This window comes from Geodermatophilus siccatus (assembly GCF_900103785.1).
GTDB lineage: Bacteria > Actinomycetota > Actinomycetes > Mycobacteriales > Geodermatophilaceae > Geodermatophilus > Geodermatophilus siccatus.
Window position 1 is genome coordinate 245,364 of record NZ_FNHE01000005.1, and the last position, 21,576, is coordinate 266,939.

19 protein-coding genes are annotated in these 21,576 nt (G+C 75.9%); 13 read left to right on the forward strand and 6 right to left on the reverse strand.

Features of this window, described 5'->3' with window-relative positions; all coding sequences use genetic code 11:
• Positions 1–28 precede the first annotated feature (28 nt).
• From BLS21_RS11870 to BLS21_RS11880, 3 genes are read right to left on the reverse strand one after another with little or no spacing between them, the layout of a single operon-like run.
• Complete coding sequence (locus BLS21_RS11870) at positions 29–385, reverse strand: hypothetical protein (protein ID WP_091218211.1); 357 nt, start codon at positions 383–385, stop codon at positions 29–31.
• Positions 382–2,295, reverse strand: a complete 1,914-nt coding sequence (locus tag BLS21_RS11875) for a primary-amine oxidase (protein ID WP_091218214.1) — start codon at positions 2,293–2,295, stop codon at positions 382–384. Before BLS21_RS11875 ends, BLS21_RS11870 begins: the two co-directional genes overlap by 4 nt.
• A gap of 22 nt (positions 2,296–2,317) precedes the next feature.
• Positions 2,318–3,820 carry an APC family permease gene (locus BLS21_RS11880; protein WP_091218216.1) on the reverse strand — a complete coding sequence of 501 codons (1,503 nt, stop codon included), beginning with the start codon at positions 3,818–3,820 and terminating at the stop codon, positions 2,318–2,320.
• 280 nt (positions 3,821–4,100) lie between these two features.
• Between BLS21_RS11880 and BLS21_RS11885 the strand changes: the two genes are divergently transcribed.
• The 3 genes from BLS21_RS11885 (at position 4,101) to BLS21_RS11895 (ending at position 7,562) form a co-directional block, all read left to right on the forward strand.
• Positions 4,101–5,534: an APC family permease gene (locus BLS21_RS11885; RefSeq protein ID WP_217636100.1), complete on the forward strand. Its 1,434-nt coding sequence runs from the start codon at positions 4,101–4,103 to the stop codon at positions 5,532–5,534.
• The gene (locus tag BLS21_RS11890; RefSeq protein ID WP_091218221.1) at positions 5,531–6,274 is read left to right on the forward strand and encodes an IclR family transcriptional regulator; all 744 of its coding nucleotides are present in this window, start codon (positions 5,531–5,533) and stop codon (positions 6,272–6,274) included. Before BLS21_RS11885 ends, BLS21_RS11890 begins: the two co-directional genes overlap by 4 nt.
• Before the next feature lie 73 nt (positions 6,275–6,347).
• The gene (locus tag BLS21_RS11895) at positions 6,348–7,562 is read left to right on the forward strand and encodes a CaiB/BaiF CoA transferase family protein (RefSeq protein ID WP_091218224.1); all 1,215 of its coding nucleotides are present in this window, start codon (positions 6,348–6,350) and stop codon (positions 7,560–7,562) included.
• On the opposite strand, the gene BLS21_RS11900 is transcribed toward BLS21_RS11895, so the two are convergent.
• Genes BLS21_RS11900 through BLS21_RS11910 form a run of 3 tightly spaced genes read right to left on the reverse strand, consistent with a single transcriptional unit; the run spans position 7,534 to position 10,374 of the window.
• Entirely contained in the window at positions 7,534–8,814 is a 1,281-nt protein-coding gene (locus BLS21_RS11900; protein ID WP_245700336.1) for an MFS transporter, read from the reverse strand. The two genes, BLS21_RS11895 and BLS21_RS11900, sit on opposite strands and share 29 nt — an antisense overlap.
• A 16-nt stretch (positions 8,815–8,830) precedes the next feature.
• Positions 8,831–9,589, reverse strand: coding sequence for an SDR family NAD(P)-dependent oxidoreductase (locus BLS21_RS11905; RefSeq protein WP_091218226.1), 759 nt, complete (start codon positions 9,587–9,589; stop codon positions 8,831–8,833).
• Positions 9,586–10,374, reverse strand: a complete 789-nt coding sequence (locus BLS21_RS11910; RefSeq protein WP_091218229.1) for a GntR family transcriptional regulator — start codon at positions 10,372–10,374, stop codon at positions 9,586–9,588. Before BLS21_RS11910 ends, BLS21_RS11905 begins: the two co-directional genes overlap by 4 nt.
• A 175-nt stretch (positions 10,375–10,549) precedes the next feature.
• On the opposite strand from BLS21_RS11910, the gene BLS21_RS11915 reads away from it, so the two are divergent.
• The 10 genes from BLS21_RS11915 (at position 10,550) to BLS21_RS11960 (ending at position 21,573) form a co-directional block, all read left to right on the forward strand.
• Positions 10,550–11,551 (forward strand): TAXI family TRAP transporter solute-binding subunit, encoded by a 1,002-nt coding sequence (locus BLS21_RS11915; protein ID WP_091218232.1) that lies wholly within the window; start codon positions 10,550–10,552, stop codon positions 11,549–11,551.
• A gap of 32 nt (positions 11,552–11,583) precedes the next feature.
• Positions 11,584–12,159, forward strand: coding sequence for a hypothetical protein (locus BLS21_RS11920; RefSeq protein WP_091218234.1), 576 nt, complete (start codon positions 11,584–11,586; stop codon positions 12,157–12,159).
• Positions 12,156–14,411, forward strand: a complete 2,256-nt coding sequence (locus BLS21_RS11925; protein ID WP_245700338.1) for a TRAP transporter permease — start codon at positions 12,156–12,158, stop codon at positions 14,409–14,411. Before BLS21_RS11920 ends, BLS21_RS11925 begins: the two co-directional genes overlap by 4 nt.
• Positions 14,408–15,259: a DUF6282 family protein gene (locus tag BLS21_RS25145; RefSeq protein WP_091218241.1), complete on the forward strand. Its 852-nt coding sequence runs from the start codon at positions 14,408–14,410 to the stop codon at positions 15,257–15,259. The genes BLS21_RS11925 and BLS21_RS25145 overlap by 4 nt, the downstream gene beginning before the upstream one ends.
• The gene (locus BLS21_RS11935) at positions 15,256–17,418 is read left to right on the forward strand and encodes an Ldh family oxidoreductase (protein WP_175479545.1); all 2,163 of its coding nucleotides are present in this window, start codon (positions 15,256–15,258) and stop codon (positions 17,416–17,418) included. The genes BLS21_RS25145 and BLS21_RS11935 overlap by 4 nt, the downstream gene beginning before the upstream one ends.
• On the forward strand, positions 17,411–18,742 hold the full coding sequence (locus tag BLS21_RS11940; protein ID WP_091218247.1) for an MFS transporter: 1,332 nt from the start codon (positions 17,411–17,413) through the stop codon (positions 18,740–18,742). Before BLS21_RS11935 ends, BLS21_RS11940 begins: the two co-directional genes overlap by 8 nt.
• Complete coding sequence (locus BLS21_RS11945) at positions 18,739–19,422, forward strand: RraA family protein (RefSeq protein ID WP_091218249.1); 684 nt, start codon at positions 18,739–18,741, stop codon at positions 19,420–19,422. Before BLS21_RS11940 ends, BLS21_RS11945 begins: the two co-directional genes overlap by 4 nt.
• Positions 19,419–20,297 (forward strand): NAD(P)-dependent oxidoreductase, encoded by an 879-nt coding sequence (locus BLS21_RS11950; RefSeq protein ID WP_091218252.1) that lies wholly within the window; start codon positions 19,419–19,421, stop codon positions 20,295–20,297. The genes BLS21_RS11945 and BLS21_RS11950 overlap by 4 nt, the downstream gene beginning before the upstream one ends.
• A gap of 68 nt (positions 20,298–20,365) precedes the next feature.
• Entirely contained in the window at positions 20,366–20,803 is a 438-nt protein-coding gene (locus tag BLS21_RS11955; protein WP_091218255.1) for a hypothetical protein, read from the forward strand.
• Between the two features lie 74 nt (positions 20,804–20,877).
• Entirely contained in the window at positions 20,878–21,573 is a 696-nt protein-coding gene (locus BLS21_RS11960; protein ID WP_091218257.1) for an MBL fold metallo-hydrolase, read from the forward strand.
• The last annotated feature ends 3 nt before the right edge of the window (positions 21,574–21,576 follow it).

The following is a 21,576-nucleotide window of genomic DNA, read 5'->3' on the forward strand; positions in this document are numbered from 1 at the left end:
CACAGGCCGGGGGCGCCGAGCAGCGGGCTCAGCGGCGCAGACCCGCCACGCCCGCGACGGCCAGCTGCGCCAGGACCAGCACCAGGCCGAGCCACATGAGCGGCGCGGCCGGTGCGGCGTGGTGGGCGCCGGCCAGCATCTGCGCGTGCAGGGCCAGCATCCCGGCGTCCACCGCCGCGACCAGGCCCCAGACCGCCCCGGTCGGCGCCCGCCACAGGTGCGCGGCGCACGGCAGGCAGGCCAGTGCCATCCCGGCCATCACCAGCGCGCCGAGCGACGTGGCGTCGACCAGCAGCAGGTGTACGACCGCCGAGCCCAGCGCCAGCCCCGCCGCCACCCGCCCGAGCCCGGGAGCCCGGACGGAGGCGGCCACCGCCGCCGTCACGCGTCGTCCGAGGCGCAGTGGGACGACGCGGACCTCGGCGTCCCCAGCGCCGGGTTGCGGTCGAAGAAGCCGACCGGCTTGAGGGTGAAGCCGGAGTAGTCGGTCGGCATGACCGGCCAGTCCTCGGGCCGCGGGAAGTGCGTCAGCCCGAAGGTGTGCCAGAGGACGACGTCGGCGTCCTCGAGCGGGGCGTCGTCGGCGACGAAGGTCGGCAGCCCGCCCTCGCCGGGGTGCTGGTTGACGAAGTCGCCGGCCGGATACCGCTCGGCCGGGTCGTAGGCGGTGACCCACAGGCTCTTGGTGGAGAAGGTCGCCCGCTGGTGGATCGAGGACTCGTCGTCGGCCAGCAGTACCGGGCTGTTCTCCGGGTGCAGCGCGTAGCCCACCGGCTGGCCGAGCCGGTTGGTCTTGGACGGGTTGACGATGTGCCAGGTCCGCCCGACGGTGGCGTCGGTGACCCGCTGGGCCTCCGACTCCCGGGTCAGCGGGGTGAGCTTGCGGGTGAAGGCGTTGCCGTGGGGGTTGGTGTCGCTGATCGGCACCCGGACGGCGTCCACCTCGTGCACGGTGTTGCCGACCCCGTCGACGGCCATGTCGAGCCGCGCGGAGAACAGGTGCTGGTGGAACGGCGCGCCCAGCCCGGGGGCGATCTCGGTGGCGTACGGGTGTTCCTCACCCCGGTAGGCGGAGGTGAAGACGATGCCGGTCGCCTTGGACTCCAGCTGGATGGTGCCGTCGGTGTAGAGGTACCAGTAGAAGCCGTAGTCGTAGTTGCCGATCGTGGTGAAGAAGCTGATCACCAAGCGCCGGGAGCGGCGGGTCTCGGCCATCTCGTTGAACATGTCGGTGTGCTTCCACCCGACGCCGTAGTCCTCCTCGTGCAGGCAGATCGTGTTGGGCATGGTCCGGGGGGCGCCGTCCTCGTCGGCGATGACCGCGTCGAAGTAGTGGATCTCACCCAGGCAGTCGCAGCCCAGCTGGAGGGAGTTGCTGTAGCGGGCGAAGACGTACTCGCCGACGTCGAAGTAGTTCTGCCAGAACCGCACGGGTGAGGGGTCGGCGTAGGGCACCACCATCTCGGCGATCGAGGCGCGGTGCACCACCGAGCGGCCGTCGATGGACAACTGGTTGAGCACCAGGCCCTCGCGGGCGTCGAAGCCGACCCGGAACTCCCACCCGGCCCACCGCACGACGTCGTCCTCGACGGTGAAGCTCGGCCCCTCGGGCTGGGTGATCTCGATGGGCTTCAGGTCGCGCACCGGCGAGGGGTGCACGTCGGGGGTCAGGTCGGCGCGCTCGGCGGGGACGGGCAGGTCGAAGTGGTCGTGCACCGCCGTCGTCACCCCGCGGGTGATGTCGACGTAGGCCACGACGCCGTCCACCGGGTGCGCCCACGGCAGGTCGGTCGGGTCGGCCTGGTGGAAGCCGAGCACCCGGACGATGCGGTGGCCGTGCTCGTCGGGGAAGTAGGAGCCGGCCGACAGCGGGACGCAACGGACGTTCGCCACGTCCAGGCCGCGCTTGGCCATCGCGGCAGCCCACTTCTCGTCGGCGACGAGGATCGGCTCGATCGCCTCGAACTCGGCGTCCAGGATGGGCACCTGCCCGTCCGCTACGCCGTCGATCTCGTCGTCCCTGACGACCTCCCCGCCGGTGATCGAGACGGTCAGGTCGCGTCCGTTGCCGGTGGCACGGTCGAGCAGCAGCGCGCGCACCCGACGCTCGACCGGGTCGCCCGGCGTCCAGGCCAGGACGTCGCGCTTGTGCGGCTCCTCCAGGCCCACGTAGACGAACTTGCTGCTCTCCTCGACCAGGCCTGCGTCGCGGACGATCGCGGTCGCGGCGGTGATCTCCTCCGCGGTGAGCCGGGCCAGCGGGTGGGTGGCGGTGGGGGGTGCGGTCAGGGTCACGGTTCCTCCAGTCCTCTCGGTTTCAGATCTGCGGAGCGGCGTCGGCGGGGCCGGCGGCGGTCAAGGAGCGGGCGGCCTGCGGGCGCAGCAGCGCGAGCACCCAGCCGCCGGCCAGTGCGGCGGCGAGCAGGACCCCGGCGCCCACGCCCAGCGCGGTGGAGCCGCCCATGAGCAGCGGCAGGTTGTCGACGAGGAGCACGAGCACCAGCGCCAGCCCGATCAGGCCGAGGGACGGCGCGACGAGGCTGTGCCAGGGGCGCCGGTCCAGGCCGGTGCGGCGGAAGAAGACGACCACCGCCAGGCAGGCCAGCAGCATGAGCAGGACGATGCCGACGCTCGCGATGCCGGCCAGCCAGGTGAAGACCTCCAGCACCGGGTCCAGCCCGGCGGCCGCGCACACGGCCATGAGCACCGCGCCGACCACGGTCGTCACCAGCGAGGCCACGTGCGGCGAGGCGTGGCGGGTGTGGCTGCGGCCGCAGGCGCCGGGCAGCACGCCGGTGTTGCCCAGCGAGAAGAAGTAGCGGGCGAGCACGTTGTGGAACGACAGGACCGCGGCGAACAGGCTGGTCGCGAACAGCACGTTCATGACGTCGGCGGCCGCGGTGCCCACGTACTGCTGCGCGGTCGCGATGACGATGCCGCCCGGGTCGGCCGCCGACTGCCCGACGACCGCCGTGTCGCCCCATGCACTGACGATGGCCCAGGACGAGACCGTGTAGAAGACCGCGATGATGGCCAGCGCCAGATAGGTCGCCCGCGGGACGGTGCGGTCGGGGTCCCGGGCCTCGTCGCGGAAGATCGCCGTCGCCTCGAAGCCGATGAAGCCGGCGATGGCGAACATCAGGCCGAGGCCGGGAGCACCGGCGAGGACGTCGTCGGGGCGGAGGAACGCGGTCGACAGGCCCTCGGGTCCGCCGCCGCGGGCGACGACGAACGCGTCGAGCACCAGCACGATGCCGACCTCGGCCACGAGGAGGACGCCGAGCACCTTGCTGGAGAGCTCGATGTGCCGGTAGCCGAGCACGCCCGCGATGGCGAGCACGAGGGCGGTCCACAGCCACCACGGCAGGCTGGGCCCGCCGTAGCCGGCCACCAGGTCGCCGATCAGGAAGCCGATGTAGCCGTAGACGGCCCCCTGCACCGTCACGTAGCTGATCAGCGCGACCAGCGCGGCGCCCAGGCCGGGGCCGCGGCCGAGCCCGGCGCCGACGTAGGAGTAGAAGGCGCCGGCGTTCGGCACGTGCCGGGTCATCGCGGTGAAGCCGACGGCGAAGAACAGCAGGACGACGCCCGCGACGACGTACATGGCGGGGTAGCCGGCCCCGTTGCCCGCCGCGATACCGATCGGCACCGACCCCGCGATGACGGTCAGCGGGGCGGCGGCCGCGACCACCATGAAGACGATGGCGCCGGGGCCGAGCCGGCCGGCGAGCCGGTGGGGCCTCGTGTCGCCGGGGCTCGTGTCGCCGGGCGCGGACGCCCGGGTGGGTGCGCTCGGGGGCGGGTCGGAGACGGTGGCCATGGCGACCTCCCGGGAACGGCAGCGCCGGGCTGCCGGTGCGGACGCGACGCCGAGGAGCCTGACCGCCCCCCTCACCCGCGTGGTCACACGCCCGAAACATCTGCGCAACATCGGTGTAACACCGAATGAGACGCCGGTCACCTCTTTCTCATTCGGGACGCCGCTCCGTGACCCCCACGGGACCCGGCGTCGCACTAGCGTGCCGCCACCAGCGGCCCCGCAGCGTGGCCGCCCCGTACGGGAGGGATCGGCCGCCGACATGGCATCGCGGAGAGGGCCCGTGCAGCTGCCCCCGGCCTCACCGGTGGCGGGGCTGCTCCGCCGTCGGCTGTCCTTCCCCGAGGTGCTGGCCCAGTCGGTGAGCGCGCTCGCCCCGTCGGCGGCGATGGTGACCGTGCCCGCGCTGGTGCTCGTGGCGAGCGGTGCGGCCACCCTCCCCGCGATCGCCGCAGCGACCGTGCTGGTGCTGCTCGTCGGCTGGTGCCTCTCGCTGTTCGCCCTGCGCATGGCGGCCGTCGGCGGGGTCTACAGCTACACGGCCAAGGGGCTCGGGCCCGCCGGCGCCCTGCTGGGTGGCTGGTCGCTGGCGGTCGGCTACGCGGCGGTGGCGATGTCCGCGCTGGTGGGGGCGGCGCTGTACGTGGTGGCCCTGTTCGGCCTGCCACCGGGCTCCGTGGCCGTCCTGGTGCTGCTGCTGGGCGGGCTGGCCGGCTGGTGCACGGTGCGGGGCATCCAGCTCTCGGCCCGGCTGGCGCTGGCGTTGGAGGTCGTGTCGATCGCACTCGTCCTCGCCGTGCTGGTGGCGCTGCTGGTCGCGGCAGACGGCGGTCCCGGCTCCGCCGCGCCGGTCGTGGATGGCGAGGCCGGCTGGAGCGGGATCGCCGTCGGCGTCGTCCTCGGCGTCACCGCGTTCATGGGGTTCGAGAGCGCCGGGACCCTCGGCGTCGAGGCGCAGCGGCCGCTGGTCGCCGTCCCGCGGGCGGTGCGGTGGACGCCGGTCGTGGCCGGGGCGCTGTTCCTGTTCGCGGCGTGGGCGCAGGTGGTGCTGCTGCGGCAGGCGCCGCTGGACCTGCTGATGAGCCCGGTGCCGGTGGCCGAGCTGGCCGGTCCGGTGGGCGCACTGGGCAAGCTGCTGGACGTCGGCATCGCGACGTCCTTCTTCGCCTGCGTCACCGGCTCCACCAACGCGCTGGCGCGGGTGCTGTTCTCGATGGGTCGCGAGGGCGTCCTGCCACCTGCCCTCGGGCGCACGCACCGCCGGTTCGGGACGCCGCACGTCGCGCTGGCCGCGGTGCTGCCGGTGCTCGTGGCGGTGCCCGTGCTCCTGCTGCTCGCCGGGACGGGGGCGCGAGCGGTGCTGGCCGGAACGCTCACCGTGTCGGCATTCGGCTACGTGCTGGCGTACGTCCTGGTGTCGCTGGCCGCGCCGCTGTTCCTGCGGCGGATCGGGGAGCTGACCGCCGCGCCGCTCGTGGGCGGGATCGCCGCCGCGGTGCTGTGGCTGCTCGTGCTCGTGGTGGCGCTGGCGGGTGGGCCGCTGGCGGGTGGGCGCGCGCTCTCGGTGGTGTACCTGGTACTGCTCGTCGTCGGGCTGCTGTGGATCGGGTGGCTGCGGCTGCGCCGTCCCGCCCGGCTGGCCGCGGTGGGCGTGTACGACCAGGCCACGGAGTCGAGCGTCCTGCCCGGCTCCCTCCCCGTCGGTCCGCACCGGTGAGCCCGGACGGGGGGCTCTCCGGCCGCCAGCCCAAGGCGGTGCAGAGCGCGCTGGCGGTGCTCGAGGCGGTGGCGACGGCCGGGGCGGGGGTGACCGCGCGCGAGGTCGCCGAGTCGCTCGAGCTGCCACCGGCGACGGCCTACCGGCTGCTCAACCTGCTGGTGGGGGAGGAGTACCTGGTCCGGCTCCCGGACCTGCGCGGGTTCGCGCTGGGCCGGAAGGTGGCCGGGCTGGCCGGGGCGATCGCGCCGGTCCGGGTGCCGTCGGCCGCACGCACGGTGCTCGCCGGGCTGCGCGGCCGGGTGCGGGCAGGCGTGCACCTCGTGCTGTACACGGCGACCAGCCTGCGGGTCGTCGACGAGGACCCCGACATGCCGCTGGCCTCGGCGTCCCTCGTCGAGCGACACCTGCACGCGACCGCGGCGGGGCGGCTGCTGCTCGCCGAGCAGCCGGAGTGGCGCGAGCTGCTGCCGCCGTCCCGGCTCACGCGGCTGACGCCGTCGACCGTGGCGACGGCGGACCGGCTCGACGCCTGCCTCGACGAGGTCCGTGCGCGCGGCTGGTCGCAGCAGGCGGGCGAGCTGCACCCGGGGACGGCGTGCCTCGCGGTCGCGGTGCGCTCGGCGACCGGGGAGCTGGTCGCAGGCGTGGTGGTGACCAGCGCCCGCGGTGCCGTGCCGGTGGAGCAGCTGGAGCCGGCGCGGGAGTGCGCGGCCGAGCTGGCGCCGCTGCTGTCCTGAGCGCCGGGTGGCAACGGAGGGGCGGCGCTCTGGCAGGCTGCGACTCCCGTCGCCGACCCGAGGAGGACACGCCGTGCCGCCGTCGCCGGGCCCGCTCGCGGGGCTGACCGTCGTGGAGCTGACGTCGACGTTCCTCGGTCCGTACTGCGCGGTGCTCATGGCGCAGATGGGGGCCAGGGTGGTCAAGGTCGAGCCACCGGGCGGCGACATCATCCGCGGCGTCGGCGACGAGCACGGCTCCGGGCTGGGTCCGGCGTTCCTCACGTTCAACCGCGGCAAGGAGTCCGTCGTCCTCGACCTGACGACGCCGGCCGGGCGGGCGGCCCTCGACCGGCTGGTCGACGAGGCCGACGTCGTCCTGCACAACATGCGGCCGCGGGCCGCCGCCCGGCTCGGCGTCGACGCCGAGACGGTCCTGGCCCGCAACCCCCGGGTCGTCCACTGCGCCGCCGTCGGCTACGGCTCCGCCGGCCCGTACCGCGACGAGCCGGCCTACGACGACGTCGTCCAGGGCGTCTCGGGCCTGGCCGCCGTCCAGGGCGGCACCGGGGAGCCGCAGTACGTGCGCACCCAGGTGGTCGACAAGACCGTCGGGGTCATGGCCCTGGCCGCCGTCCTCGCCGCGCTCCACGAGCGGTCGGTCTCCGGCCGCGGTCAGGCCGTCGAGGTGCCGATGTTCGAGTCCATGGCGGGCTTCCTGCTCATGGAGCAGCAGGGCGCCCGGGTGTACGCCGGCCGCACCGACGGCACCGGCTACGCCCGCACGGCCTCGCCCTACCGCCGGCCGCACCGCACCGCCGACGGCGTGATCGCGGTGTTGCTCTACACCGACGCACACTGGCGGGACTTCTTCCGGCTGGTCGACCGGCCCGACCTCGCCGACGACCCGGAGCTGACCACCATCCGCGGGCGCACCCGCCGCATCGACGAGCTGTACCGGCTGGTCGACGAGGAGCTCGCCCGCCGTCCCACCGCGCACTGGCTGCGGGTGCTGCGCGAGCGGCACGTCCCGGTGATGCCGGTGAACACCGTCGACGACCTCTTCGACGACGAGCACCTGGCCGCGGTCGGCTTCTTCGAGACCGTCGAGCACCCGACCGAGGGGACGCTCGTGCACGCCCGGCTGCCGTGGACCTTCGGGCGCAGCGGCGCCCCCGTGCTCCCGGGCGCGCCCGCGCTGGGCCAGCACACGGAGGAGACGCTGCGCCGGCTCGGCCTCGACGACGACGCCGTGCGCGCCGCCGGGACCGCCCGGCCGGTCACCGGGGAGCGGTCCGCCCCGGGGTGAGGGCGGCGGCCCGCTCGGCCGACAGGACCAGCGCGGCCGCGGCGAGCGTGCAGGCCGCGACCGCACCGAACGCCGCGCCGTACCCGGCCACCTCGATCAGCGCGCCCGCCGCGACCGGGGCGACCACCCGGCCCAGCTGCCCGGCCAGGGCCTGGCCGCCGGAGACCGACGCGAAGACGGCGGCGGGCACGTAGCTGCCCAGCAGTGCCGGGCGGGCGATGTGGATCACGCCGAACCCGGCTCCGAACAGCAGCACGAACAGCACCGTCGACACCGGCTGGGGCAGGGCGAACAGCAGCCCGACGCCGACCGCCTGACCGGCGATCAGCGACGCGCTGACCGGACCGGTGCCCCACCGCCCGGCCAGCGCGGTGAACGCCACCCGCCCGGCCACCGACATCGCGCCGAGCGCACCGGCCGCCGTCGCGGCCAGCGCGGGGGGCGCGCCCCGCTCGAGCAGGTGGGCGACCAGGTGCACGGCGACGGCGGTGATGGCCAGCATCTCCAGCGCCGTGGCCAGGGTCAGCCGGCGCACCGCGGGGTCCCTCCAGGGGTCGGCCGGGGCGGCGGGCGGGTCGGCCGCCGGCAGCCTGGGACCGGGCTCCGCAGCGGGCCGGGGGGACGCCGCGTCGCCGTCCGGGGCGAGGCCGAGGTCGGCCGGCGAGCGCCGCAGCACCAGCGCCTGCGGCACCGCGCAGAGCGCCACCAGCCCGGCCAGCACCAGCAGGGCGCCGCGCCACCCGAGCGCGTCGATGAGCGCCTGCGACGTCGGCAGGAAGACGGTGGAGGCGAAGCCGGCGACCACGGTGAGGGTGAGCAGCGCGGCCCGCCGGTCGCGGCGGAACCACGTGTTGATGACCGCGTACGCCGGCTCGTAGAGGACGGCCGCGCAGGCCAGCCCGATGCCGGTGAACACCAGGTACAGCTGCGGCAGGCTGCGCACCTGGGACCAGCCGACGACGCACGCCGCGCCGAGCAGGCTGCCCGCGGTCATCAGCCAGCGGGCCCCGTACCGGTCCAGCCAGCGGCCCACGCCGACGGCCGCCGCCCCGGTGACGGCCATGGCCAGGGTCAGCGCGCCGGACAGCTGCGCGGTGCTGGCCTCGAGGTCGCGCCGCATCGGCACGAGGAAGACCGCGAAGGAGTAGAAGAGCACCCCGTAGGCGACCGTCTCCGTGACCGCCAGCGCCCACACCATCCGCCAGCCGGGGAAGTCCCGGCGCCGCCGGGCGGGCACCTCCTGCGTCGACATCGCGGTCAGCGGGACCTCACGAGCCGCGGCGGGCGACCCTGCCGGAGCCGGCCTGGTCGACCGGGTAGACGAGGACGTCGGCGACGACGACGTGCGGCGGCCGGTCGGCGATCCAGGTGACGACGTCGGCGACGTCCTCGGCCGCCAGCGGCGTCATCCCCTCGTAGACGGCCCTCGCCGGAGCCTCCTCGCCGGCGAAGCGGACGAGGGAGAACTCGGTCTCCACCATGCCCGGGTCGACCTGGCTGACCCGCACCCCGCTGCCGAGGACGTCCATCCGCATGCCGCGGGTGATCCGCTCGACCGCGGCCTTGGTGGCGCAGTACACCGCGCCGCCGGGGTAGACCTCGCGCCCGGCGTTGGAGCCGATGTTGATGACGTGCCCGGCGCCGCGCTCGACCATCCCGGGCAGCACGCAGGCCGAGACGTTGAGCAGGCCGCGGACGTTGGTGTCCAGCATCCGGTCCCAGTCGTCCGGGTCGTCGGTGTGGATCGGCCCGCGGCCGGCGGCCAGCCCGGCGTTGTTGACCAGCACGTCGACCGGCGTCCATTCCGCGGGCAGCGAGGTCAGGGCGGCCGACACCTGGGCGCGGTCCCGGACGTCGAGGGTCAGCGGCAGGACGGCGTCCCCGTGCCGGGCGCGCAGGTCCGCCAGCCGCTCGGTGCGGCGGGCGGCGGCGACCACCCGGTCGCCGCCGGCGAGGAATGCCTCGGCGCAGGCCCGGCCGATGCCGCTCGAGGCTCCGGTCACCAGCACGACGCGTCCAGGGCTCACAGGGTCTCCGATGCTCGGGGGATGGGCGGGCTCAGGTGCGGGCGGCGGGCCGGAGCGCCGGCCCGGGAGCCCGACGGCGCCCGGGTGCGGCGGAAGGCGACCGGCTCGGTGCCGGCGTCGCCGACGAGCTGGGTGTCGAGGTAGGAGTCGCGGGACCTCTCGACGTGCACCCGCATGGCCGTGGCGGCCTCCGCGGCCCGGCCGGCCGCGATCAGCTCGGCGACCTCCCGGTGCTCGGCCCAGGCGCGCGGCGCGATCGTGCCGACCAGCGGCGCGAAGAACCAGCGGCTGCGCTGGGAGAGCTGCTCGCCGAACTCCAGCAGCAGGTGGTTGCGCGCGCAGAGCAGCACGGTGCGGTGGAACCGCGCGGTGTGCCCGGCCATCTGCTGGGTGGGGACGCCGCGCGCCCAGTCGGCGTCGGCCTCGTCGCAGATGGCGAGCAGCGCCTCGGCGTCCTCGGGCGTGCACCGCTGCGCGGCCAGCTCCGCGGCGGAGCGCTCCACCACCTCCCGGGCCTCGAAGAACTCCTCGACCTGCTGCCGGGTGGGCTGGTTGACGAAGGCCCCGTGGCGCGGTCGCAGGGTGATCCAGCCGTCGCGGTGCAGCCGCTGCAGGGCCTCGCGCACCGGCCCGCGGCTCACCCCGAGCTCGGCGGCGAGGCGCTCCTCGACGAGGTGGTCACCGGGCGCGAGCGTGCGGGAGATGAGCAGTTCCTGCAGCCGCCCGTACACGTGCTCGCGCAGCGGGACGGCCTGGATGTGGTCGGCGCCGGACACCTGCGTCATCGACCTCCCGCCTCGGTGTGCACCGGGAGCGTCGCACAAATCGTAAACAGTAGACAAGCGCATCTGTGAGCTGCTTCACTCGGCGACCGACCGCACGGCTCCACCCCGAGCCCGTCCGGACGAGGAGGAGCCCGACCCGGGGAGCCGACGACCGCACCCACCAGGAAGGCCAACGATGACCTCCACCCCGATCCCCGCCCGGCCGGTCCGACGGCTGCTCGGCACGGCTCTGGCCGCGACCCTCCTGCTCACCGCCTGCGGCGGAGGCGACTCCGGCGGCGGGACGGGCGGCGAGGGCGCGCAGGCCGGCGGCACCCTGACCTTCGCCACGGGCGGCACCGGCGGCGTCTACTACCCCTACGGCGGCGGCATCGCGAACCTGCTCAGCTCGCAGCTGGACGGCACGGTCGTGACGGTCCAGGAGACGAACGCGTCGGTCGACAACATGCAGCTGCTGGCCTCCGGGCAGGCGCAGCTGGCCTTCGGCCTCGGCGACGTCGTCTCCGACGCGGCCAACGGCGAGAACACCTTCTCCGAGCCGCTGCCGATCTGCTCGCTCGGCAACATCTACAACAACTTCACCCACGTCTTCACGACCGCCGACACCGGCATCACCTCGATCGAGGACGTGCGCGGCAAGCGGGTGTCGGTCGGTGCCGTCGGCTCGGCCTCCGAGGTCACCGCCGACCGCATCCTGCAGGCGGCCGGCATCGACCCGCAGGCCGACATCGAGCGCGCCCAGCTCGGCGTCGCCGAGACCGTCGCGGCCATCCAGGACGGCACCGTCGACGTCGGCTTCTGGTCCGGCGGCCTGCCCACCGGCGCGATCGTCGACCTGGCCAGCACCGACGAGCTGGTGCTCCTCCCGACCGCGGACTACGTCGACGAGATGGCCCAGCAGTACGGCGACTACTACTTCGCCGACGAGATCCCGGCCGACACCTACGAGGGCCAGACCGAGCCCTCCCCGCAGGTGGTGTCCCCGAACATCCTGGTCGTCCGGGAGGACATGGACCAGCAGCTGCAGCAGGACATCACCCGCACGATCTTCGAGAACAAGCAGCAGCTGCTCACGGTCCACCCGGCGGCCGAGGAGCTCGACCCCGCCACGGCCGGCGACGTCGCCTTCATCGAGACCTGCCCCGGCGCCCAGGCCTACTTCGACTCGGTCGGCTGACCGGCAGACGCCGCAGCGAGGGAGGACCGGTCGTGGTCGCGCCGCCGGGGGCCGGGGCTCGCGCCGCGGGCCCCGGCGGCGCGCCCGCCCGCCGCCGGACGCTGCGGTGGCTCGCCGCCCTCGTGCTGGTGGGAGCCGCCGTGCTGGTCGGGGCGGGGGCCGCCGCGACGACGGCGGCGCCGGCCGGCAGCGAGGGCCGCGCGGTCGTCGTCCGGACGCCGGACGGCGAGGTGCTCGCCAGGGTCCCGCTGACCGGGGACCGGTTCGCGGTCGGCTACCGCAACAGCGTCTACACCACCCTGGCCGAGGAGCGGTACCGCGTCCTCCCGGACGGCCGCTTCGCCCTCGTCGAGATCGCCGCCGACCAGGTGGCGGTGCTCGAGGAGTACTACGCCCTCCCCGGCGCCCCCCGGCCGGCACCGCCCGGCGACCGCCGCGGGCACGTTGCCGAGCCCGACCCCGGCCGGCCCGCCGTCTTCGACGTCCTGAACATCGCCGCCACCGACCTGGGCGAGCGCACCCTGTACGTCCCGGGCGCCGCCCCCGTCCCGATCTGGCGGCTCGTGACGGGGGAGGACCCCACCGTGCTACTGGAGACCGAGCGATGAAGATGAAGCTGCCGGGCCGCGCCCGGACGCACGCGGCCGAGGACGACCAGGCCCGCGCCGAGCACCTGCGGCACGACGGCGTCCACAAGGCCGCGCACCACGCCGCGCACCGGCAGGGCGGTATCGTGGACGTCGCCACCCTGGACAAGACCCCTGGCGCCGAGCCCCTCGACGATCCCGACCGGATCGACGAGGAGGCGCTGATCGCCGAGTTCGAGGCCGAGAAGCCCGCGCGCCACCTCACCGGCTGGCCCAGCTGGGTCACCTCGGTGGTCGGTGTCGGGCTGTCCCTCTTCGCCCTCTACTGGGTCTTCAACCCCATGCCGCGGCAGGTGTACCTGCCGGTGTTCCTCTCCGTCGGCCTGTTCCTGACCTTCCTCACCTACCGCGGCTGGCCGCGGTCGGCCAAGGCCAGGGAGGCCGGCAAGCGGGACTCCCCGAACGTCCTCGACTGGCTGCTGGCGCTCGTCTCGCTGGTGCCCGGCCTCTACATGGTGTCGGACTGGCAGGGCTTCTTCCGGCGGGCGATCCTGCCGACCGACACCGACCTGATCATCGGCACGCTGCTGATCCTGCTGTGCCTGGAAGCCGCCCGGCGCACCGTCGGCGTCCTGGTCCCGGTCGTCGTCCTGCTGTTCATCGCCTCGGCGTACTGGGGCTCGTTCCTGCCCGCGCCGTTCACCACGGCCAACTTCGGCTGGCCGCGGCTGGTCGGGCACAACGTGATGGGCACGCAGGGCATCTTCGGCACGCCGCTGGAGGTCGCCGCGACCTACATCATCCTGTTCACCATCTACGGCGCCGTCCTGGCCGCGTCCGGCGCCACCCGCTTCTTCATCGACCTGTCGTTCGCCGCGTTCGGGCAGTCCCCGGCCGGACCCGGCCGCACGGTGACCCTCTCGGGCTTCCTGCTGGGCACGGTGTCCGGCTCCGGTGTGGCGACCACCGTCACCCTCGGTGGCATCTCCTGGCCGCTGCTCAAGCGGGCCGGCTACCCGGCCGAGGCCGGCGGCGGCGTGCTGGCGGCGGCCGGCATCGGCGCGATCATGTCGCCGCCGACCCTGGGCGCGGCGGCGTTCATCATCGCCGAGCTGCTGCAGGTGTCCTACCTCGAGGTGCTGATCTGGGCGACGATCCCGACCGTCCTGTACTACCTCGGGATCATCCTGGCGATCGAGATGGACGCCCGGCGGCACAAGACGCACACCGTCGCCATCGAGACGCAGTCGCCGTGGAAGCTGCTGCTCCGCTTCGGCTACCACTTCTCGTCGCTGGCCGCGATCGTCGTCTTCCTGGTGCTCGGCTACACGCCGTTCCGCGCGGTCGTCTACGCCACCGTGCTGGCCTTCCTGCTCAGCTTCCTCGAGCGGCGGTCGTGGATGACGCCCCGGCGGATCTGGTCGGCGCTGGCGCAGGGCGCGACCGGTGCGCTCTCGGTCATCCCGGTCATGGCCGTCGCCGGCATCATCGTCGGCGTCATGACCCTCACCGGGCTGGCCCTGCGGCTGGCCGGGATCATCGTCGACTTCTCCAACGGCAACGTCGTCCTCACCGCGCTGTTCTCCGCGGCGGTCGTCGTCCTGCTGGGGCTGGCGGTGCCGGTGACGGCGAGCTTCATCATCTCGTTCGTCGTCATCTCGCCGGCGCTGCAGCAGGTGGGCGTCGAGCCGTTCGCCGCGGCGATGTTCATCTTCTACTACGCGGTGCTCAGCGAGGTCTCCCCGCCGACGGCGCTCTCCCCGTTCGCCGCCGCGGCGATCACCGGCGGCAAGCCGGTGAAGACGATGTGGCTGACGTGGAAGTACACGCTGCCGGCGTTCCTCGTGCCGTTCATCTTCGTGCTCTCCCCGCGCGGCGTCGGGCTGCTCTTCGAGGGCGGCACGGAGACGGTGGCGATCGCCTTCGTGACCTCCGTCTTCGCGGTCGCCTCGCTGGCCGTGGTCACCGGCGCCTGGCTGTTCGGGCCGGCACGGGTCCCCGAGCGGCTGCTGTTCCTGGTCGCCGCCATCGCGCTGCTGGTCATGACGCCGACGTTCATCGCCGTCGGCGCGGCCTTCCTCGTCGCCGGCGTGCTCGTGCACCTGCTCACCCGCCGCCGGAACCGGGCGCACGACGCGGACGGCGACCGGGACGTCGCCCCGACGACCGGGCAGGAGGCGGTCGGCGGAGCGGCGACGGGAGCCCCGCAGCCGGCGTCGTCCCCCGTCGCCGGCGCCCCGGCGCCGGGAGACCGGCCGCGGACGGAGCGGTGAGCCCCCGGCTCATCAGCGGCGTCGCCGACCTGCACGTGCACGGGGCCCCGAGCCTCGTGCCGCGGCACGGCCTCGACCACGAGGTCGTCGGCGCGCACGCGCAGGTCGGGGTGGACCTCGCCGTCCTCAAGGCGCACGAGGGGTCGACGGCGGAGCGGGCGGCGCTCGCCCGCGAGCGGGCGGGGACCGGCGGCGTCCAGGTCCTGGGCGGCATCGTGCTCAACTCGCCGGTCGGCGGGGCCAACCCCGACGCGGTGGAGGTGGCCGCCCGGCTCGGCGGGCGCGTGGTGTGGATGCCGACGGTCTCCGCACCCGCGCACGTCGCGTCGGCGGCCCGCCCCGAGCTGTCGGTGCACCGGACGCTGTCCTTCCGGCAGGTCGACGTCCTGGGCGCGGACGGCGCGCTGCTGCCCGCGTGGCAGGAGGTGCTCGACGTGGTCGCAGCAGCCGACCTGGTGCTGGCCTCGGGCCACCTCACCTGCGCGGAGGCGCTGGTGCTCTTCCGCGCCGCCCGCACCGCCGGGGTGCGCCGGATGCTGCTCAACCACCCGCGCATGCCGTTCCTGCGGTGGGACGACGCCGCCGCGCCGGAGCTCGCCCGGCTCGGCGTGGTGCTGGAGCTGGGCATCCTGCCCGATCTCCTCACCCCCGACGGGCCGCGGTCGACCACGCTCGGCGAGGTCTACCCGCACGACCAGCTGGCCTTCGGCGGCGACCTCGGCCACGCGGACCACCCGACGATGGCCGAGGCGCTGCCCGGCTGGCTGGCCGAGCTGGAGACCTGCCTGGGCGAGGCGGGCACCGAGCGGGCGCTCACCACCGTCGGCCGCGAGCTGGTGCTGCGGTGATCCGGGTCGCGCTCCTGCCGGGGGACGGCGTCGGCGCCGAGGTGCTCGACGGGCCGACGCGGCTGCTGCAGCGGCTGGCCGCCGACGGCGCGGTCGAGGTGACCGGGCCGTGGCCGGTCGGCGCCCGGGCCGCGGCGGCGACCGGCGACGTCCTGCCCGAGGAGACGCTGGCCGCCTGCGACGCCGCCGACGCGCTGCTGCTCGGCGCGGTGGGGGAGGACCCACGCGTGCCGGCCGAGGTGTGCCCGCGCCCGGAGGTCGCCCTGCACCGGCTGCGGGAGCGCTACGACCTGCGCGTGTCGGTGCGCGGCATCCCGTTCCCCGACGGGCGGGAGCTCACCGTCGTCCGCAACCTCGCCGGCGGCTCCTACGGCGGTGCCGACGACCGCCTGTTCCGGCCCGACGGCAGCGAGGCCGCCGACGTGCTGCGGCTGACCCGGGAGCGGGTGGCCGAGGTGGTGCACCTGGCCTGCGACGAGCTCGAGCGGCGGGGCGGTGGACGGCTGGTGTCGGTGGACAAGGCCAACCTCTACGCCACCGGCCGGCTGTGGCGGCAGGTCGCCACCGAGGTCACCCGCGAGCGCGGCGTCGCCGTCGAGCACCGCTACGTCGACCGGGCGGCCTACGAGCTGGGTGCCGGGGCCGAGGTCCCCGACGTCCTGGTGACCGAGGGGCTGCTCGGCGACGTCCTGTCCGACCTCGCCGCGGGCCGGGCTGGCTCCCCGGCGCTGTGCGGCTCGGCCTCGGTCCACCCGGGGGAGCCGGTGCGCGGCCGGTGCGCCGGGCTGTTCGAGCCGGCGCACGGGTCGGCGCCGCGGCGGGCGCTGCGCGACCAGGTCGACCCGCTCGGGGGCTTCCTCGCGCTGGCCGCCCTGCTCCGGCACTTCCCGGCCACCCGGGAGCTCGGCGAGCGGGTGCGGGCCGCGGTCGACACCGTGCTGCGGTCGGGCCCGTGGACCTACGACCTGGCCCCGGAGGGGATCCCGCCGGCGTCGACCACCGCGGTCGCCGACGCGGTGCTGGCGGCCTTCGACGCCGGCGACGCGGCGACCGCCCCCGGAGCCGTCGTCGAGGAGCCCGACGTGCGCGTGCCGGCCGACGTCCTCGGGACGTGGACGGTCGACGTGCTCGAGGCCGTCGGCGTCCGGCCGGCCCACGCCCGCGACGTCGCCCACGTGCTCGGCTACGCCGACCTGTCGGGCATCGACTCGCACGGCATCGCCCGGCTGCCCGCCTACGTCGGCGCGATCGGCAACGGCGTCATCGCGGTCGACGGGGAGCCGAGCGTGCACTCCGACGGCGGCGCGGTGGCGCTGGTCGACGGCCACGACCTGCTCGGCCACCCGGTCACCACGCTCGCGTTCGACGAGGCGGTCCAGCGGGCGCGGCGGTACGGCGTCGGCTGGGTCGACGTGCGCAGGAGCAGCCACCACGGCGCCAGCGGCTCCTACGTGTACGACGCGGCGAGGCTCGGGCTGGTCGGGCTCGCCGCGACCAACACCGGGCCGATCGTCGCGCCCACGGGGGCCGCCCGCCCGTACCTGGGCACCAACCCGCTGGCGCTCGGGATGCCGGTGGCCGGCGAGGAGCCGATGGTCTTCGACATGGCGACCTCCGCGGTCGCCGGCGGCAAGTTCGAGATCGCCCTGCGCCTGGGCAAGCCGGTGCCGCCCGGCTGGGGCGTGGACGCCGAGGGCCGGCCGACGACCGACCCGGCCGCGGTCTACCCGGGCAGGGGCGCGCTGCTGCCGCTGGGCAGCGACCGCGAGCGGTCCAGCCACAAGGGCTACGGGCTGGGTCTGCTGGTCGAGCTCCTCACCGCGGTCCTGGCCGGTGGGCCGACGGGGCCCGGGGTGGGCAACCTGACGTTCCGGTCCGGCGCCCGGCCGCCGCGGACCAGCCACCTGGTCGTCGTCCTCGACCCGGCGCGGCTGGGCGACCCGGCGGCCATCAGCAGCGGGGCCGCCCGGCTGCTCGCCGGGCTGCGGGCGCTGGCGCCGGTGGACCCCGACCTCCCCGTGCGGACGCCGGGACAGCGGGCCGCCGCCGAGCGGGCGCTGCGCCGGGCGCACGGGATCCCGCTGGACGCCGAGACGCACCGGGCGCTGCAGGCGCTGGCCGGGCAGCTGGGCCGCCCGCTGGGAGCCGCGCGTGGCTGACCCGGCCGGGGAGGCCGACGGCGACCCGGTCGAACCCGGCCGGCGCCGCGCGGCCGGGGTCCGGCGCGCCCGGTCCCCGGCCGCGGTGGGCGCCGTGCTCCGGGCGGTGGCCGTCTCGGTGCTCGGCGTGCTGCCGGCCTTCCTCGTCGGTGCACTGGCGGTGCAGATCCGCGCCGACCTCGACGTCGGCCTCGGCCTGTTCGGCCTGGCCGCGGCGACGCTGTTCACCGTCTCCGGCTGCCTGGCCCGCCCCGGCGGCCGGCTGGTGCAGCGGCTCGGGTCGCGCCGGGGTGCCGCCCTGGCCGCGGCGCTGGCCACGACCTCGCTCACCGTCATCGCCCTCGCCGACTCACCGGCCGCGCTGGTCGCCGGGCTGGCCGTCGGCGGCCTGGGCAACGCCGTGGCCCAGCCGTCGGCCAACGCGGGGGTCTCCGAGCTGGTCACCGAGCACCGGCTCGGCGTCGCCTTCGGCATCAAGCAGTCCTCGATCCCCGCGGCGACGCTGCTCGGCGGCCTCGCCGTCCCCGGGGTGGCACTGGTCTTCGGCTGGCGGTGGGCGGTCGCCGGCGCCGTCGGTCTCGCCGTCGTCCTGCTGCTGGCCTCGCTGGCCGGCGGCCGGGACGCCGGGCGGAGGGCCGGCCCGGCGCGCGCCCCCGCCGCCCGGGCGCCGGACAAGGGACTGCCCCGCGGCGGCCTGGTGGTGCTCACCGCCGGCGGGTTCCTCGGCTCGGCCGCGGCCACCCCGACCGGGGTCTTCCTCGTCGACTCCGCGGTCGCGGCGGGGATGGGCGCGGGCGCGGCCGGGCTGCTGTTCGCGGCCTGCTCGGTGCTGGGGCTCGTCGTCCGGATCGGCTTCGGGTGGTGGGTCGACCGGCACCCCGGGCGCAGCGCCTACCTGTTCATCGCCAACCTGCTCGCGCTCGGCACCCTGGGCTACGCCCTGCTGGCCTCGGGCTCGGTGCCGGCCTCCGTCGCCGGCGGGGTGCTGGCCTACGGCGCCGGCTGGGCGTGGACCGGGCTGTTCCACTTCACGGTCATCCGCGACAACCGGGGCGCCGCCGCGTCGGTCACCGGCTTCGTGCAGACCGGGCTGTCGCTGGGAGCCGCCACCGGGCCGCTGCTGTTCGGCTTCGTCGCCCAGGCCTCCTACTCGGCCGCCTGGCTCACGACCGCCGCCCTCAGCCTCGCCGGTGCCGTCACGGTGCGGGTCAGCCGCCGGATGGTGCGCCGCTCGCGCGGGCTGCCGGTGGGCGGGCGCCGGCCGCTCCGCTCCGCCCGCAGGCACCCGCCCGTCCCGTCCCCCGAGGAGGAGATGCACCGATGAGCACCTGCCGGCTGCACCCGCGCGGCCCGAGCCCCGACCCGGCCCTGCTGGACCGGTGCCGGGCCCTGCCGACGAGCACCCTGTCCGACAGCATGGAGCGCACCGGCGGCGTCTGCGGCGTGCACCCGGTGCCGGGCGGGCGGTGGCCACGGGTCGCCGGCCCCGCGCTGACCGTGCGCACCCGCCCCGGCGACAACCTCGTCGTGCACCGGGCCCTCGACCTCGCCGAGCCCGGCGACGTGCTCGTCGTCGACGCCGGCGGCACCCTCGACCGGGCCGTGCTCGGCGAGCTCATGGCCCGCTGGGCCACGGCCCGGGGGCTGGCCGCGCTGGTCGTCGACGGCGCCGTCCGCGACGTCGAGGGGCTGGCGGCGGGCCCGCTGCCGGTCCTCGCCCGCGGGATCAACCACCTCGGCCCCTACAAGGTCGGTCCGGGGGAGATCGGCGGCCCGGTGCACGCCGGCGGCACGGTCGTCCGCTCCGGCGACGTGGTGGTCGCCGACGCCGACGGGGTCGTGGTGGTGCCGCGCGAGCGCCTGGCCGAGGTGGTCGCGGCGGGCGAGCGGCAGCTGCGCGCCGAGGAGGCCGTGCTCGCCGACATCGCGGCCGGCACCTGGGACCGGTCGTGGGTGCTCGCCGCGCTGACCGAGGTGCCGGTCGGCGGGGAGGTGCGCCCGTGACCCGGTGGGGGCTGGTCGGCTTCGGCGAGGCCGGCCGGGTCATCGGCGGCGCGCTGGCCGCTTCCGGGGCCGACCTGGCGGTGCACGACCGGCTGCTCGCCGACCCGGACCGCGGCCCGGAGCTGGCCCAGGCGGTCCGCGCGGCCGGGGCACGGCCCGTCGCCGACGTCGCGGGGCTCGCCGACCGCGACGTGGTCCTGTCGCTGGTCACCCCGGCCACCGCGCTGGCCGCGGCCGAGGGGTTCGCGGCCTCAGCCCGGGACGGCGTCCTCTACGTCGACCTGAACTCCACGGCGCCGCGGGTCAAGGAGGCGGTGGCCGCCGCGCTGCCCGCCGCCCGCGTCGTCGACGGGGTGATGACCGGCGGCGGCATCCGGCTCGACGGCCGCCGCATCCCGATCTCCCTGGCCGGGCCGGACGCCGGCGAGGCGGGCCGGCTGCTGTGCGGCGCCGGCCTCAGCGCGGCCGTCGTCGGCGAGCGGGTGGGCGCCGCCGCGGCGCTGAAGATGCTGCGCAGCGTCGTGGTCAAGGGCCTCGAGGGGCTGTGGACCGAGGCGCTCCTGGCGGCGGCGGAGCTCGACGTCGTGGAGCCGCTGCTCGCCATGGTCGAGGAGACGCTGGACCGCTGGCCGACCCGCGACTTCGCCACGATGCTCGTCACCACCCACGTCGGGCACGCCGGCCGCCGGCAGGTCGAGGCGCGGATGGTGCGCGACACCGTGGCCGGCACGGGGGTGGAGCCGCTGATGTCGGCCGCGCTGGTGGCCCGCCAGGAGCGCACCGCGCGCGAGCTGGAGCAGGCCGGACGGCGGCCGGGGGAGGTGCCGCCGACCCTGGCCGAGGCCTTGGAGGTGCTGCGCTCCCTGCCCGGCTGAACCGAACTGTCGGACCCTCCGGGCAAGGTGGCGGTGGCATGCCACACGCACTCCGGGGAGGGAATGCCGTGAAACTCGAGCCCCGGGCCGCCGACCTCGACCTCGCCGACTTCGAGACCGCCCTGCTGCGGGCCGCGGTCGGCGACTACTCCGCCGAGGCGGCGGTCCTCCTGCTGGCCAACGCCGGCCACTGGCTGCCGCAGCTGCAGGCGGCGGGCCTGGTGTGCCTGCTCGACGACGTCGACGGCGAGGGGCTCTGGGCGCAGGTCGCCTGGCCCGAGGTCGACGCCGCGCTGCGCGCCGGCACCATCGGCGGCAACGGGAGCCAGCTGCGCCTGCTGCGCGCCGCCGCCTCGCTCGCCGACGGGCAGCCGGTCGACCTGAGCGACCTCGCCGCCGGCCTCGACCGCGCCGCCCTCGCGCTGCTGCTGGCCGCCGTCGCCCACGCCGGGGGCAGCCACGGCGACGACCAGCCGCCGCTGGCTGCCTGGCCCGTGCGCGCCTGACCCTGCCGCGCCCGGCCGTCTCCCCACGGCGAACACGGGCGCGGGACACCCGTGCGCCGGTCCAGGATCGGCACGTGGACGTCGTCGAGGTGGTCCCGGGCCTGCACCTGCTGCGGCTGCCCGTCGCCAACGCCTGGCTGTGGCGCGAGGCCGACGGCGCCACGCTGGTCGACACCGGCCCGCCCGGCAGCGGCCCGGCGGTCGCCGCGGCCCTGCGGTCCCTCGGTCTGCGGCGGGAGGACGTGCGCCGCGTCGTGCTGACCCACTCCCACGACGACCACGCCGGCTCCGCGGCGGAGATCGCGTCCTGGGCCGGCGCCGAGGTCGTCGTGGGGCGCGCGGACGCCCCCGTCGTGCGGGGCGACGTCCCCGGACCCCCGCCGTCCTCCACCGCAGCCGAGCGGGCGCTGCACGCCGCCGTCGCCGCCGGCCTGCAGCCCGCGCCGGCCTGCCGGGTGGACCGGGAGGTCGACGACGGGGACGTCCTGGACCTCGCCGGCGGTGCGACGGTCCTCGGCCTGCCGGGCCACACCCCGGGCAGCATCGCCCTGCACCTGCCGCGGCACCGGGTGCTGATCACCGGCGACACCGCCGCCGAGCACCAGGGGCAGGCCATCCTGGGCCCCTTCAGCACCGACCGCGGCCAGGCGTGGGCGGACCTGCAGCGGCTCGCCGCGCTGGACGTCGCGGTCGCCTGCCCCGGCCATGGCGACCCCATCCGGCCCGACGCCGCCGCGGCACTCCGCCGGGCCACCGACCCCTTCGCCTGACCG